This is a genomic window from Rhodococcus sp. P-2, from assembly GCF_016598535.1.
Lineage (GTDB): Bacteria > Actinomycetota > Actinomycetes > Mycobacteriales > Mycobacteriaceae > Rhodococcus_F > Rhodococcus_F baikonurensis.
The window spans coordinates 3461174-3475873 of the sequence record NZ_CP066779.1; the positions used below are offsets into that span (position 1 = coordinate 3461174).

The 14700-nt window shown below is 62.8% G+C and carries 14 protein-coding genes; 8 read left to right on the forward strand and 6 right to left on the reverse strand.

Features of this window, described 5'->3' with window-relative positions:
* The first annotated feature begins 45 nt into the window (after positions 1-45).
* From I7X09_RS16510 to I7X09_RS16535, 6 genes are all read left to right on the forward strand, one after another.
* Positions 46-885 (forward strand): DUF1707 SHOCT-like domain-containing protein, encoded by an 840-nt coding sequence (locus tag I7X09_RS16510; RefSeq protein ID WP_200313028.1) that lies wholly within the window; start codon positions 46-48, stop codon positions 883-885.
* Positions 886-894: 9 nt separating this feature from the next.
* Positions 895-1716 (forward strand): DUF1707 SHOCT-like domain-containing protein, encoded by an 822-nt coding sequence (locus tag I7X09_RS16515; RefSeq protein WP_200313029.1) that lies wholly within the window; start codon positions 895-897, stop codon positions 1714-1716.
* A gap of 9 nt (positions 1717-1725) precedes the next feature.
* A complete protein-coding gene (locus tag I7X09_RS16520; protein WP_166810029.1) occupies positions 1726-2496 on the forward strand; it encodes a DUF1707 SHOCT-like domain-containing protein in 771 nt (256 codons plus the stop codon).
* A gap of 116 nt (positions 2497-2612) precedes the next feature.
* Complete coding sequence (locus I7X09_RS16525; protein WP_003946014.1) at positions 2613-3176, forward strand: PadR family transcriptional regulator; 564 nt, start codon at positions 2613-2615, stop codon at positions 3174-3176.
* Positions 3169-4272 (forward strand): inositol-3-phosphate synthase, encoded by a 1104-nt coding sequence (locus I7X09_RS16530; protein WP_003945979.1) that lies wholly within the window; start codon positions 3169-3171, stop codon positions 4270-4272. Before I7X09_RS16525 ends, I7X09_RS16530 begins: the two co-directional genes overlap by 8 nt.
* 169 nt (positions 4273-4441) lie before the next feature.
* The gene (locus I7X09_RS16535) at positions 4442-5500 is read left to right on the forward strand and encodes an isopenicillin N synthase family dioxygenase (protein ID WP_234036602.1); all 1059 of its coding nucleotides are present in this window, start codon (positions 4442-4444) and stop codon (positions 5498-5500) included.
* A 7-nt stretch (positions 5501-5507) separates the two neighbouring features.
* On the opposite strand, the gene I7X09_RS16540 is transcribed toward I7X09_RS16535, so the two are convergent.
* Positions 5508-7625: an oxidoreductase gene (locus I7X09_RS16540; protein ID WP_200313030.1), complete on the reverse strand. Its 2118-nt coding sequence runs from the start codon at positions 7623-7625 to the stop codon at positions 5508-5510.
* 59 nt (positions 7626-7684) lie between these two features.
* A complete protein-coding gene (gene pdxR / locus I7X09_RS16545) occupies positions 7685-9070 on the reverse strand; it encodes a MocR-like pyridoxine biosynthesis transcription factor PdxR (protein WP_200313031.1) in 1386 nt (461 codons plus the stop codon).
* Between the two features lie 97 nt (positions 9071-9167).
* Here pdxR and I7X09_RS16550 point away from each other — a divergent pair, with 97 nt between their 5' ends.
* Positions 9168-9875, forward strand: a complete 708-nt coding sequence (locus tag I7X09_RS16550; protein ID WP_200313032.1) for a pyridoxamine 5'-phosphate oxidase family protein — start codon at positions 9168-9170, stop codon at positions 9873-9875.
* Positions 9876-9949: 74 nt separating this feature from the next.
* Here the strand turns inward: I7X09_RS16550 and I7X09_RS16555 are convergent, their stop codons facing one another.
* From I7X09_RS16555 to I7X09_RS16570, 4 genes are all read right to left on the reverse strand, one after another.
* Entirely contained in the window at positions 9950-11188 is a 1239-nt protein-coding gene (locus tag I7X09_RS16555; protein WP_200313033.1) for an HNH endonuclease signature motif containing protein, read from the reverse strand.
* A 60-nt stretch (positions 11189-11248) separates the two neighbouring features.
* Complete coding sequence (locus tag I7X09_RS16560) at positions 11249-12064, reverse strand: slipin family protein (protein ID WP_020971385.1); 816 nt, start codon at positions 12062-12064, stop codon at positions 11249-11251.
* The gene (locus I7X09_RS16565) at positions 12061-12531 is read right to left on the reverse strand and encodes an NfeD family protein (RefSeq protein WP_200313034.1); all 471 of its coding nucleotides are present in this window, start codon (positions 12529-12531) and stop codon (positions 12061-12063) included. Before I7X09_RS16565 ends, I7X09_RS16560 begins: the two co-directional genes overlap by 4 nt.
* 117 nt (positions 12532-12648) lie before the next feature.
* Entirely contained in the window at positions 12649-13398 is a 750-nt protein-coding gene (locus tag I7X09_RS16570; RefSeq protein ID WP_030537941.1) for an IclR family transcriptional regulator, read from the reverse strand.
* Between the two features lie 247 nt (positions 13399-13645).
* Between I7X09_RS16570 and I7X09_RS16575 the strand changes: the two genes are divergently transcribed.
* A complete protein-coding gene (locus I7X09_RS16575) occupies positions 13646-14698 on the forward strand; it encodes an NrtA/SsuA/CpmA family ABC transporter substrate-binding protein (RefSeq protein ID WP_200313035.1) in 1053 nt (350 codons plus the stop codon).
* Positions 14699-14700: the final 2 nt, after the last annotated feature.

The window sequence follows — 14700 nt, forward strand, 5'->3', positions numbered from 1 at the left end:
GACCAGCCATTACGATCACTTCCTGTGAAGTCTTCCCGTTCTCCGATGACGCGCGCTCGTGATCTTGATCGCGTCGAAACGTGCAATGTGTTGGACGCCGCGTACGCCGAAGGGCAGTTGAGCGCGGACGACTACTTCGAACGGACCGAGAAGGCGAGGTCCGCGAAGACCCTGCTCGCACTCGCACGCCTGGTCAACGATCTGCAGGTGCCGAAGATCGAGACCAAAACGGCGCCTCGGACGTCGACGGCACGAAAGGCCGTGTTCATCGGCGGCACTGCTCTGATCGTCGTCGGCGCGGTCGCCGCTGTGGCGTGGAGTCGCTCACCGTTGACGCCCTCGGAAGACATCACCGCCAGATATGCCAGCAGCACCTCCCTCGCCCCACCGTTGGCGACCACCACCCCGGTGCCGGAACCGACCGTCGAACCGATCCTGATCGCACACATCGACACTTTGACTCCCGAGGGTATCGGCGCATTTATCGAGAGGTATCGCGACGAGTTCGGCGACATGTTCATCGATGACGCCAGCTTCCACGGCGACTACTCCCTGGTGAGCCGGGCGGCCTCCGACACTCCTGCTCTCACCGAATCCATCAGTTTTCGCGACGGTTTCGAGCGGAAAGTAACGTCCATTCCGCGGCGAACGGGCCAGCCGACCTTCGATCTCGGTTCCATCCAGATCGACAAACTCGCGCCGTTCATGGAAAACATCGCCGAATACGTCAAGGTGCCGGACGCCACGATCACGCACTTGATCGTGGACGCGAACTACGGCGTCCCGGAGATCGCGATCTATGCCGAGAACGACCGCAGCGAGGGTGGCCGTATCGAGGTCACGCCGTGGGGCGAGATCTCTCGTTCCTACCCGTACGGGAGCTAGGGTGAGCCGGTGAGTGGGTCCCCGACTACTACCTCTACGCGCACCCGTGCGCGCGACGTCGACCGTTCCGATACCTGCGCCGTTCTCGATACGGCCCTGTCCGACGGACAGATCACGGTCGACGAGCACGCGAACCGGACGGCTGCGGCCATGACCGCGACCACCCTCGGCCAGCTCGATCTACTGGTCCGCGATCTACAGAAAGCGACGCTGCGGAACGCCGTCGCGAAAGTTCGTCGTATCGACAAGATCTGGTACCTCGCGGCCGCATCGGCTGTCTTCGCAACCCTGATCGGGTTCCTCACCTTGTCCGCCGACGATTCACCCTCACCGCCTCCACCGGCGGCAGCCGAACCGGTCGGACCGCTTGCCCCCATTGTTAGTTCGACGCTGAACACGCTCACCGCAAACGGGATCGGGGAATTCATCACCAGATACAGCGCCAAGTACGGCACGACGACAATCGATTCCGTCAACTTCTACGACGGCTATGCAAGCGTTACTCGCGCCGCCACTATCTCGCCGAATCTGGAGGAAGACATCGACTTTCGAGGCGGCTTCACACCACGCGACAGCACCTCGACTCGAGCAGCCAGCACTGTCACCTTCGACCTCGCTGCCGTCGACATCGACAAACTCGCCGGGTATCTGGCGGGAGCGTCCGCAAATCTCAACGTCCCCGAAGCCAAGGTCACACACATCAGCATGAGCTCATCGGGTCAGGATCCACGCGTTTCCATCTACGTGAGCAACGACCTCGGCGCGAGCGGCTCGATGGAGTTGAGCCCGGATGGCCGCCCGATCCGCTTGTCTCCCTTCACTCCTCGATAGGCCCCGGACATGCCGAACGATCTGACCAGGACCACCCGCGCTCGCAATGCCGATCGCGAGGCCACCTGCGCCGTGCTGGACTCCGCCTTCGCCGACGGGCAACTCACGGCGACCGAGCACGACGAATTGACCGAACTCGCCTCGGTGGCAGTCACTCTCGGCGATCTCGAAGACTTGACGTCGGATCTGCAGACCGAGGCGTCTCTGCCCATCCTGCGGAAGGAACCTTCGCTCGACACGCGTTGGATCGCCCTTGCGATCATCGCTCTGTCACTGGTGTCGGCAATCGGCTTCGGAATCAAATATGTGGCGTCGGACGTCACGATCTTCTCAAGCCCAGAGCCACAGCTGCACACCGTCGACGGCCTGGGGGCGATGTTCCGTGCCATCGAAACGGAGTACGGCAGCGGACTGGTCGACGAGATGACCATCTATCCCACTTATGCACGCATAACGCGCGCCGATCCTGCCGCACCGCGCAAGGCCCTCGACAGCTACTACCGAGGCGACCTCGAGGACACGACTTCGGGAGGATCGCGCGAACTGGACGTGGCACAGATCGACGTCACACAGCTCGATCCTCGCATCGTGATCGCCCTGCTCGACGGCGCCGGAACCACGACGTCGGTGCAGAATCCGACCACACGATACGTCTCTGTCGAGAGCACCGACACCGTGCCGACCATCGAGATTCACGTCGGCAACGACCTCGAAGAGAGCGGGTACCTGACAGCCGGCCTCGACGGGGAAATCATGTCGATCTACCCGTTCACCCCCTGATCTAGCCGTGACACCTTGGTACACGTATCGGGCCGCAGTGTGGTTTTATATATCGGCGCGATATAGTTGGTTATCGCATCAGGCGGTTAGGTTCAACGACTCGGGAGGTTTGTCAGTTGCTCGAACTCGCAATCCTCGGGCTGCTCCTCGAGTCACCGATGCACGGATACGAGCTGCGTAAGCGGCTCACTGGTCTGCTCGGCGCATTCCGCGCGTTCTCGTACGGATCGCTGTACCCGGCACTGCGGCGCATGCAAGCCGACGGATTGATCTCGGAAGACGTCGACACTGCCACCGGCACTCTCAAGCGTCGGGCGCGTCGCGTCTACCAGCTCACTCCGGAAGGTCGGCAACGGTTCACCGAACTGGTCGCCGACACCGGGCCGCAGAACTACACCGACGACGGTTTCGGCGTTCACCTCGCCTTCTTCAGCCGCACCCCCGCAGAAGCGCGGATGCGGATCCTCGAAGGCAGGCGACGCCAGGTCGAGGAGCGCCGCGAGGGGCTCCGCGAGGCCGTCGGTCGGGCCAGCGGATCGCTGGACCGCTATACCCGTCAGCTCCATCAGCTCGGACTCGAATCGAGTGAACGCGAAGTGCGTTGGCTCAACGAATTGATCGCAGCCGAGCAATCGACAACAGGAACATCCCGGAAAGAAGGAGAACCCGACCATGGGTGAGAACAGCACCGCGGTGCGCGTAGCCATTGTGGGCGTGGGTAACTGCGCCTCGTCCCTGGTTCAGGGCGTCCACTACTACAAGGATGCCGACGAGACCCAGACGGTCCCCGGCCTCATGCACGTCAAGTTCGGTAAGTACCACGTCCGCGACGTGCAGTTCGTCGCTGCGTTCGACGTCGACGCGAAGAAGGTCGGCTTCGACCTCTCCGAGGCGATCCTCGCGAGCGAGAACAACACCATCAAGATCGCCGACGTTCCGCCCCTGGACGTTCCCGTTCAGCGTGGCCCGACCCTCGACGGCATCGGCAAGTACTACGCCGAGACCATCGAGCTGTCCGACGCCGAGCCCGTCGACGTCGTCAAGGCACTCAAGGACGCTCAGGTCGACGTCCTCGTTTCCTACCTGCCTGTCGGTTCCGACGACGCTGACAAGTTCTACGCACAGTGCGCGATCGACGCAGGCGTTGCATTCGTCAACGCTCTGCCGGTCTTCATCGCTTCCGACCCGGAGTGGGCTGCCAAGTTCAAGGACGCCGGCGTCCCGATCGTCGGTGACGACATCAAGAGCCAGGTCGGGGCCACCATCACCCACCGCGTGATGGCGAAGCTGTTCGAAGACCGCGGCGTCGTGCTGGACCGCACGTACCAGCTCAACGTCGGTGGAAACATGGACTTCAAGAACATGCTCGAGCGTGATCGCCTGGAGTCCAAGAAGGTTTCCAAGACTCAGGCCGTGACGTCCAACCTGACCGGCGCACTTGCCGGCAAGGTTCACGACCGCAACGTCCACATCGGCCCCTCGGACTACGTGGAGTGGCTCGACGACCGCAAGTGGGCATACGTCCGCCTCGAAGGCCGCGCCTTCGGTGACGCTCCCCTGAACCTGGAGTACAAGCTCGAGGTCTGGGATTCGCCCAACTCTGCCGGCATCATCATCGACGCCGTCCGCGCCGCCAAGATCGCCAAGGACCGCGGCATCGGTGGACCGGTTTACCCGGCTTCCGCTTACCTGATGAAGTCCCCGCCGGTCCAGATGGCCGACGACAAGGCTCGCATCGAGCTCGAAGCGTTCATCATCGGAGCCGATGAGGCGTAGGTCTACGCCGCGCAGACGAAGCATAATTCGACTCACGCTGATTCGGGGTCTTGCGCCAACGGCGCAAGGCCCCGATTCTGTTATCCACAGGGTGTTTCCGCATCCGCGCGGGTAGTCACGCCTGCGGCTGCCGAATCGCCGTGCGGGTCCGGGTGCCGATCAGCGTGGAATGATGGACATCAGAACCATCACACGGATCGAGGACCCCATGTCGATTACGTCGCTGCCAGTGCTCGATCTGTCGCTGGCGCAGAACCCCGACACCGCCGAGCAGTTCCGCACTCAGCTCCGCGAGGCCACCCACGAGGTCGGATTCTTCTATCTGGTGGGCCACGGAATTCCTGACGACCTGCAGCGACGCCTCCTCTCCGTCGCACGCGAGTTCTTCGCGCTTCCGACTGCCGAGAAGCTCGCGATCGAGAACGTCCGCAGCCCGCATTTCCGTGGGTACACCAGGCTCGGCGGCGAACTGACCGAAGGCAAGCAGGACTGGCGCGAACAGATCGACATCGGCGCCGAACAGCCCGCGGCCGAGCGCACCGACACCTCACCGGCCTGGGAGATCCTGCAGGGCCCCAACCAGTGGCCCGATGCCCTTCCCGAACTCCGCGACGTCATCACCGAGTGGAACGACACGCTCACCTCGATCGCATTGAGCCTCCTGCGCGAATGGGCGGTAGCCCTGGGGCAGGATGCGAACATCTTCGACGACGCGTTCGCTCACGATCCGTCGATCCTCATCAAGGTCGTGCGTTACCCGGGCCGCCCGAAAGGTGCCGGCTCCCAGGGCGTCGGCGGACACAAGGACGCGGGTGTGCTGACTCTGCTCTATGTCGAACCGGGCAAGGGCGGTCTGCAGGTCGAGCACGACGGCGACTGGATCGACGCACCGCCGATCGACGGGGCGCTGGTGGTCAACATCGGCGAACTGCTCGAGGTTGCTACCGGCGGTTACTTGAAAGCGACTGTGCACCGGGTAGTTTCACCCGAGGGCGACGGCGAACGTATCTCGGTGCCGTTCTTCTTCAACCCGAACTACGCAGCGCAGATCCCGGAGTTCGACCTACCGCCCGAGCTGGCGGCGCGCGCCACCGGCGTCACCGTGGACGCGAACAACCCGATCCACGATTCCTACGGGGCGAACGCCCTCAAGAGTCGACTACGCGCGCACCCCGATGTCGCGGCCCGATGGTGGCCGGACATCGTTGCGGCACAAAGCGCTACCTGAAGCTGAACTACAGGTCCATCGCAACTTTCCACGCCGTGTGCATCGCACCCTCGATGTAGTCGACGTTCACCGCGTCACCGACCACGTGCACGTCCGAGACGACGCCGATCAGTGCGTCGGCCAGAGGTGCTTGCGCAGACACTCCCGACGCGACGACAACCATGTCGGCCGGAGCGGTCAGTGTCTTGTCTCCGGAGCGGAATTCGACGTGCTCCTTGGTGATTCGCTGCACCGTTGAATTGCGGTGAATGTTCACACCGACATGCTTGGCGTGGCGCACAGCCGTCCAGCGGCGCGGCATCGCCATCGGAATACCCAACTGCTGGCCTTCTTCGATCAGCGTCACAGTGCGACCGCGCTCGGCCAGGAACTCCGCAAGCTCGAGTCCGACAAGCGAACCACCGATCACGACGACGTCCTTGCCCATGGGCAGAAACTTGCGGGTCACCGCTCGGATCGCGGCGGGACTCTTGGTGATACCGGACAGCTTGCCCAACTTGGCCATCGTCCGAAGAAACGGCGGCACCTGGGAGACGTCGCCGACTCCGGTCATCAAGGCGCGCAACGAGTCGCCGGTATGTACGTGCGGGAGATCGCCGCCCGGAACGCTCGGCCGCTCGCGGACTGCACCGGTAGCCACTACTACGGCGTCGGGGTTCAGTGCCCGGATCGACGCAACCGAGGCTTCGGTCTTCAGTCGAACATCGACACCGAGACGCTCGATTTCCACTTTCAACCAGTTGAGCAGACGCCCGTTGTCCGGGGTAGTGAGGCTCGAGAACCACAGGGTGCCACCGAGGCGATCGGACTTGTCCAACACCGTGACTCGGTGCCCACGTTCAGCTGCCACACGAGCCGTCTCGAGACCGCCGGGGCCCGCCCCGACCACAACAACATGTTTCGGAGTGCTCGTCCGAACGAAGGGGAGAAGCGCTTCGTTTCCCAGAGCAGGGTTCACCGCGCACAGCGGGGTCTCGTCCCAGAAGTTCTCCTGCACACAGACGTAGCAATTGATGCATGGCCGAACCCGCTCGGGTGCACCGTCTTTGAGTTTGTTCACCAGCTGTGGGTCGGCCAGGAGCTGACGGCCCATTGCGGCGAAGTCCGTGCGACCTTCCGCGATCATCTTCTCGCCGACCTCGGGGAGCATGCGTCCGACCGTGATCACGGGGATCGATATCGCCTGCTTGATTCGCGTTGCATTGTCGGTGTAGTAGCCGACCTTGTCGGGCAGAGGTCCGTCGGTGAAGTTGGCAAAAGCATTCAGTGCGGTACCGGTGACGTGGATGGCGTCAGCGCCGGCCTCTTCGAACATCGTGGCGGCCGCAGCAGCCTCGTCGACGGTCAGCCCGTCGGTTTCGCCATACTCTTGACCGGCCAGACGCACGATGACGGCAAGCGAACCGCCAACCTCCGCCTTGACTGCGCGAATGACCTCACAAGCCAGGCGAGCACGATTCTCCATGGAACCGCCGTACTCGTCGCTGCGCTGATTGGTGTACCGACTCAGGAACGCTCCGAGGACGTAGTTGTGGGCGCAGTGAATCTCGACGGCGTCACCGCCCGCCGCCTTCACCCGTCCGGCAGCCTCGGCGAACATGCGGACCAGCCAATCGAGATCTTCCTGGTCGGCCTCGTGGTAGGTCGCCTTCTTGCCCTCGTTGATTGCAGCCATCTTGCCCAGTTCTTCGGGTGTGCAATCGGCCATCGCACTCATGTCACCCGGCGGCTTCGGCATGGACGGCACCAGCTGCGGTCGGCCGTCGAGAGTATCGATGCGCGCCACCTTGCCGTGGTGTGTCATCTGCACACAGAGCTTGCTGCCTGCGTCGTGCACCGCGTCGGCCAACGCTTTCAGTCCGGGGATGAACCGGTCTTCCGAGAGCCCCGGTTCCTTGCGGCTGGTGCAACCCAGCGGATATGCAACAGCGCAGCAACCGGTGATGATCAGACCCGTTCCACCGGCCGCGCGCGCCACGAAGTGGTCGATGTCGCCCTTTTCGATTTCCCCGTCTTCACACAGGTTCATGTCCATGGCAGGGAGAACGACGCGATTGGGCACGGTCATCGGGCCGATGGTGCCTGGTGCGAGCAGGTGCGGGAAGGTCTGGCTTCGGATCGTCACGAGCAGACGCTAGAACTGGACGACGCCCATCCATTGCCGCACTCCCGATCAACGAGACTTCACGCGCTGTGACGTGCGAGGCACTCGGCTACCACCTCGAGCGCATATTCGAGGTCTGCGGAATCCACTCGCCCGTAGCCGATGACCAATCCGCCGGGGTCTCCGTGCGTTCGGGTGGACTCGACCAGGGTGGGCACTTCGACGCCATGCTGGAGTGCTTCGCGTGCGACGGTGGCTGCCAGATCCGCGTCGAGCATGAGCGTCGTGTGCATGCCGGCGCCGAGACCCCGCAGTTCACCGAACGATGACAACGCTTCCTCGACCGCCCGATCACGCTCGCGGTACCGGCGCCGGGCGGTACGCACCGCCCGATCCCATTCGCCGTCACGGAGCAGGGACACGAGTGCTTGCTGCAGCGGAACCGACGGGAAGTCGCCGATTCGCTTGCGGTGTACTGCTATGCGATCGACCAGGTCGAGAGGAGCCACCAACCAGCCCAATCGAATTCCGGCGCCGAGTGTCTTGGCAACCGTTCCGAGATACACCACCCGGTCAGGAGCCAGCTGGGCAAGCGCAGGCAAAGGCGCTACGTCGTAACGGAATTCGGAGTCGTAATCGTCCTCGAACAGGACGACGTCGCGGGCGCGGGCGAACTCGATCAACTGGTTGCGCCGACCTACTGGAAGCAGCCCACCCGTCGGATACTGATGGGACGGTGTCACGTACACGCCGCGAACATTCTCCGGCGCCGATCCGAGTTGGTCTACACGGAGACCGTGCGCATCGACCGGTACGTCCAGCAGAGACCATCCACACGCTGTTGCCGCCGAGGACGCATACCGGTACCCGGGGTCCTCCATCGCCAGGACTGCGCCACTGGTACGCAGCGCCGACAACGCCAGTCCGAGGCCGTGGGTCGCACCCGAGGTGATCAGGATTCTCTCGGGTTCAACCGACATTCCGCGAGCCCTTGCCAGCAATTCCGATAGTGCCGAACGCAATTCGCAGTCGCCCGCAGGATCGGGATCCTCGAATGGTGGCGGTTTGGCCCCGACGTCACGCCACGCCCGCCGCCACGCTGCCGATGCACGCGGCGGCGTCCACGGCACGCCCGGCCGGAGCTGCACCCTGGGTGACATCTTGTCGGCGGCCTTCTTCGGTGTAGTCGTGGGAGTGACCGCGGGAGAGGGCGCCTCGGCAACGAAGGTGCCCGAGCCGTGCACAGCGACAAGCCAGCCCTCGGCGATCAACTGCTCATACGCCCGTTCCACGACGCCCCGCGCCACCGCGAGTTCCGCCGCCAGCTTCCGCGAGCTGGGTAACCGCAGACCCACCGCAGCCTGGCCACTGCGAATGTCGGCTCTGAGGTGGTCGGCGACCTGGACCGGAAGCGCCCGCCGATCCGTCCGGTCGAGGACTACAGCTACCGCCGAAGGAAGAAACATTCAGAACCCTCTCGGAAGTGACCAATCGAAGTGGCCTATCGAAGTCTCCCTTGATTGGACCATGACTTGAAGCCACTTTGCCAGCAGCATTGTCTGCATGCCAGATTCCGTTGTCTTTGCTGCCCCTGCTCCTGCCCCCACTGCACCCGTTCTGTTGTCCCCGACAGCACGCACGACGCACAAGCGCGCCCGCCACCACGGCGTCGCAGAACGCGCGGCACTCGTCGACGTCTTGCAGTCCGCGAAGCTGTGCCACATGGGCGTGACCGTCGGCGGAGTTCCCATGGTGTTTCCCACCGCGTACGGGTTCGACCTCGACGGCCCTGACCGTGACGGGTCCATCTACGTCCACGGTTCGGTGGCCTCGCGGAGCTTGGCTCCCGACAGCGAAATCTGCATCACCATCACGATCCTCGACGGGCTCGTGCTGGCTCGGTCGGGGTTCCATCACTCGATGAACTACCGCAGTGGGGTCATTGTCGGATCACCTCGAGTCGTGACCGACAACGACGAGCGGGTGAAGGCTTTGAATCTGATCGTCGACCAGGTGGCCCCCGGACGTTCCCAACACTTGCGGGATCACACGCGCAAGGAAATGGCGGCAACCGTCGTTCTTGCACTGCCGTTGTACGAGGCTTCCGTCAAGGCCCGCACCGGCGGGCCCGGTGACGATGCCGCTGACATCGGCGTCGAAACTATTTGGGCCGGAGTAGTTCCCGTGTCGAGCCAGTTCAGTCAACCGATTCCGTCTGACGATCTCGACTCCGGTATCGAAATACCGGAACATATCTCGACGATGCTCTGACCGCACGCACCGCACGCACCGCACGCACCGGGGCATGGTGATTCCCCGGCGCGCGCGTATCCAGTTGTCACGGTTCAGGCTGCTGTCGGTGGGCTGTTCCCGCCGATCGGGTGCTGATACGGGTCGATCGACATCGGTGGATAGAACACCGACTTCCGATCCGGACCGATCTCGACACGCCACTCGGTGTGGTGCAGCGTCCGATGGTGATGACCGCACAACAAGATCAGATTGTCGAGATCCGTTGGGCCGCCATCGTTCCAATGAACAATATGATGGGCATCGCACCACCCCGACGGCGTCCCGCACCCCGGAAACGCGCACCCGCCGTCACGAACTGCCAACGCCCGCCGCTGCGGCACCGTCGCGGTTCTGGCTTCCTTACCGCACTCGAGCGGAACACCATTCTCGTCCAACAAGATCCGGGTGACGGTGCAGTCGCAGGCGAGCATCCGTGCAGTGTCGATACTGATCGGGCCCGCCCAATCCGTCCACGCGAACCCCAGTTCCTCAGTGGACGGCAGGAGGTCTTTCAATGCTTTGAGGTCTGTCATGTCTTTTGCGCTGGCGGTGACCGTGATGTGCGGTTTCACCCCACCTTCGATCGGACCCAACCCCGCCCGCTCGTACCGCCGCAACAACTCGCAAAACCCGTCCGCACGCCGTAATGCCGGAGTGCGGGTGTCTTTGACGCCGTCCTTCTCCGGTGTCGGAGCGGACAGGCTCGACAACAAGGTGATCAGACGGGCCCCGTTCACCGCATCCAAGTCACCCTTGACCGTCACCCGCCCGTAAAGGCCTTTCGAGGCGTAGAACTCGTTACGCTCAGAGTCTTCGCCGACCGGGACCCCGTCCTCACGGTTTCCGTACTGCTTCTCGATCCGCCGGATCGCCGCCCGCACCGCATCACAATCGGCAATGTTCTTCGACGCCAATCTCAACAGGATTCCGCGGGCCTTGTCCACATCCGCCAGGGTCATGTTCTTCGGTGGATGCTGACAAAATGACACCACCTGACGGGCCTTCAACGCATCCACATCACCCCGATGAAACGCATCCGCCACAACAGGTTCGAGCATCAACAACCGCGCCAACCCGACCAGCAGACTGCACTCACCGATCTCCAGATTCGTCGAACCGTGCAACCACTGCGCGATCGCCCGAAAACCCTTCCCGCCGAGAACCTCACGGGAAAACATTTCCACGATCAGCAACACCATCCGCGACTGCAACTCGTGCCGGGCGCGCACCAGATCCAGAACCTCACACTTGAGGCCCTCGCCATCCAGTTGCCACGCTTCCCGACTGTCCATGCAGCAATCATATTCGAACACAATTTCGAATACAAGAGGGGGATTGATTGAAACTATTTGCTAATCAACGACTTTCGCATTCCAGACAGATCGGGCATGCTCTTGGGTGGCTGTGGAAACCTCCGCCTGGCCGCCCATGAAGGGCCGGACGAGGTCCAGAGGCAAGGGGAAGACAACGGTGGAGTTGTTCTCACTACCGATCTCGTGAAGCGTCTGCAGATAACGCAATTGTAGAGTGGTCGGATTGCGACTGATCACCTCGGCCGCCTCGGCGAGCTTGGCCGAAGCCTGAAATTCGGCGTCGGCGTTGATGATCTTGGCTCGCCGTTCACGTTCGGCCTCAGCCTGCCGGGCGATGGCGCGCTGCATGTTGGCTGGGATCTCGACGTCCTTGATCTCCACGGTGGTGACTTTGACTCCCCACGGCTCGGTCTGCTGGTCGATGACCTTCTGCAAGTCCTCGTTGAGGCGTTCACGTTCGGATAGCAGCGAGTCCAACTCGGCCTTACCGAGAATGGAGCGCAGTGTGGTCTGGGCGATCTGCGAGGTGGCGGCCAGAAAGTCCTCGACCTCGACTATCGAACGGTCGGCGTCGACGACCCGAAAGTACGTGACGGCGGTAACCTTCACCGGAACGTTGTCGCGGGTGATCACTTCTTGGACCGGTATTTTCAGCGTGACGGTTCGCAGACTGACCCGCTCCATGCGATCGATCGCCGGCACCAGAATGACCAGGCCAGGACCCTTCAAGGTGATCAGTCGACCGAGGCGGAACACCACCGCGCGCTCGTACTCACGCAGGACTCTCACCGACATACCCACCAGGACTGCAATCAGCACGACAAACACGGACAACACAACAAGCACGGTGGTCATAGCGCCAGCTCCCACGGTTCACGACGGCGCACTTTCAGAGTCAGGCCTCGAACCTGCTCTACGACGACGGATTCACCCACGGCGGGAACAGAATCGTCGTACCCGAATTCCATTCGAGCACGCCATAATCCGCCGTCAAGCTCGACCTGACCCTGCGCACCAGCCCAACTGCGAACGGTCGCGTCGGAGCCGACAAGAGATTCCGTCCCGGTACGCACGGGCGCGCGGCGCGCGGTGAGCGCTTTTCGGCTCGCGACCGCCACCACGCCCAGGCCGACCACCGCGACCCCCGCCGTCACCGGGATCGCGATCGATTGGCCGATACCGTCGGACGTGAAGAGCATCCAGACGCCCGCACCGATCATGAGTGCTCCGAGCGCACCGAGCACCCCCGCGGTTGGGGCATGCGCCTCGACCACGATCAACAGGACGCCCAGCAGCAGGGCAACGACACCGATCGTCGTCATCACTCGTCTCCACGCTCACGAGGACGCGTTCACGTCGCGTAGCCATTGTGCGATCGCGCCCTCGACTTCAACGGTAATCACGTTCGGCCGGTTCTGCCACAAACGCTTCACGCCAGTTCAGAGAAGCACTTCACCGATCTGTCGCGCAGTCACCTTGGCAAGATCGGCGAGGAACGGAATCCGTTCGTCGATCATCAGCTCGACCGGACCACGAAGTCCGAGAGCGTAACGCACAGTGCCTGATCCATCGATGATCGGAATTCCGATCGTTCGGAAATCCGGGGTCAACTCTTCGTCGTTGAATCCGTATCCTCGCTCGCGGGTCAACTCCAGTTCCCGGCGGATACCGGCAACATCGGTGATCGCGCGCTGGGTAGTCGCTTCACGTGGCAGCGCGGCGAGCTCGGAATCGTCGACATCGGACCAAGCCAGAAAGGCTTTCCCCAGGGCGCTCGCGTGCAAGGGAAGTCGAACACCCTGCAGCACATGTCCGTCGGCCTCGCGCCACCGACTGAACCCGAGCAACACCACCTCACTTCCGCTTCGCACTGCCAGGGAGGCGGATGCTCCTGTCGTCGCGGCCAATTGCTCCAAATAGGGCTCGGACAGATAGATCCGATGCTGCCGGTAGGAGACCTGTCCGTAAGCCGCCAGCGCCGCGCCGATGCGATACCGACTGGTTGCGTCGTCCTTCTCGAGGAACCCCGCGTCGACGAGCGACTGCAGCAATCGATGCGTGGTGCTGACCGCAAGCTCTTGTCGCCGCGCAACTTCCGAGACTCCCAGTTCTTCGCCACTGCGAAAACATGTGAGCATGGTCAGGGCACGGGTTACCGTCTGAACTCCCGCGCCGCGTGCGTCCGTCACGAACGATCCTTTCGCTGTGGCCTGATCGACCTGAGAATCGGACGCTAACACGGACCCAGCAGTCCGGCCATCCTTTCCATCAGGTGGAAAGGAACTAGGCGAGGACCTACAAAAGCCCAGATGAACAGACTTCCGATGTTGTCAAGATTTCCAATCTCCAGAAAACAAACGGGGGTAAAACGGACACGCACCCAATAGCGTCATCGTCGTCAGTTCTGACGAATCAACGCCTGAAGGAGCCACATACATGTCCCGCTTCCGCCGACTGCCACGAGCTGCCGCTGCGCTCGCCATGATCCCGCTGGCCGGGTTGGCGGTGGCGTGTGGGTCTTCCGATTCCGACAGCGCCGCAGGCAATTCCAGCGCCGACTTCACGCTCAAGGTCTTCGATCCCGGAAACTCCGGTGCCATCGCCGTCGGCAAGCGCGACGGAACCTACGACGAGGCGCTGGCACCGCTGGGCGCAAAGATCGAATGGGTCAAGACCACGCCGGGATTCAGCTCCAACCTCAAACTGTTCAACAGCGGTGAGCTCGACATCCAAACCGGCGCATACAGTCCCGTCGTCGGCGCACTGTCCAAGGACGTGGGTGTCCGCATCTTCGCCACATCGGACCCGTACAACAAGGACCAGGCCGGCATCATCGCCACTCCGGAATCCGGCATCAAGACCGTCGCCGATCTGGCCGGCAAGCGCATCGCCGTCAACCCTGCAGGTAAGGGCGAGTACATCACGCTGAAGGCCCTGACACAGGCCGGAGTGCCGATCGATTCCGTCGAACGCGTTCCGCTGCAACAGGCAGACGCCGCGTCGGCGTTCTCCACCGGACAGGTCGACGCGTGGGCATCGTTCCTGATTCCGTACCAGGAGGCCAAGGCCAAGGGTGCGGTCGAGATCGCGACCGAGGCGAGCATCGACTCCGTGGACAGCACCATCATCGCCGGCCGCACCGCGATTCTCGAAGAGCATCCCGAGGTGGTCCAGAAGTTCCTCGAGGTCACCCAGGAACTCACCGCGAAGCAGCAGGCCGACCCGGCAGCATTCGAGAACGTCTTCGAACAGACCGGTCCGCGCGCTCTCTCCGGACAGCGACTCGACGACGCGATCACCCTGGGCGGCCAGATCACCAACTTCCGCTACCCGACTGCAGCCGACGCTACCGACCTCGAATCCATCTCCACGCTGTTTGCCGAGAACAAGGTGATCCAGCAGCCGCTCAAGGGTAGTGACGTGATCTTCGACCTCCAGGGCGCTGTGGCAGGTTCAGCAGCGGCCGCGCCCACCACCGAGGGGAAGTGACC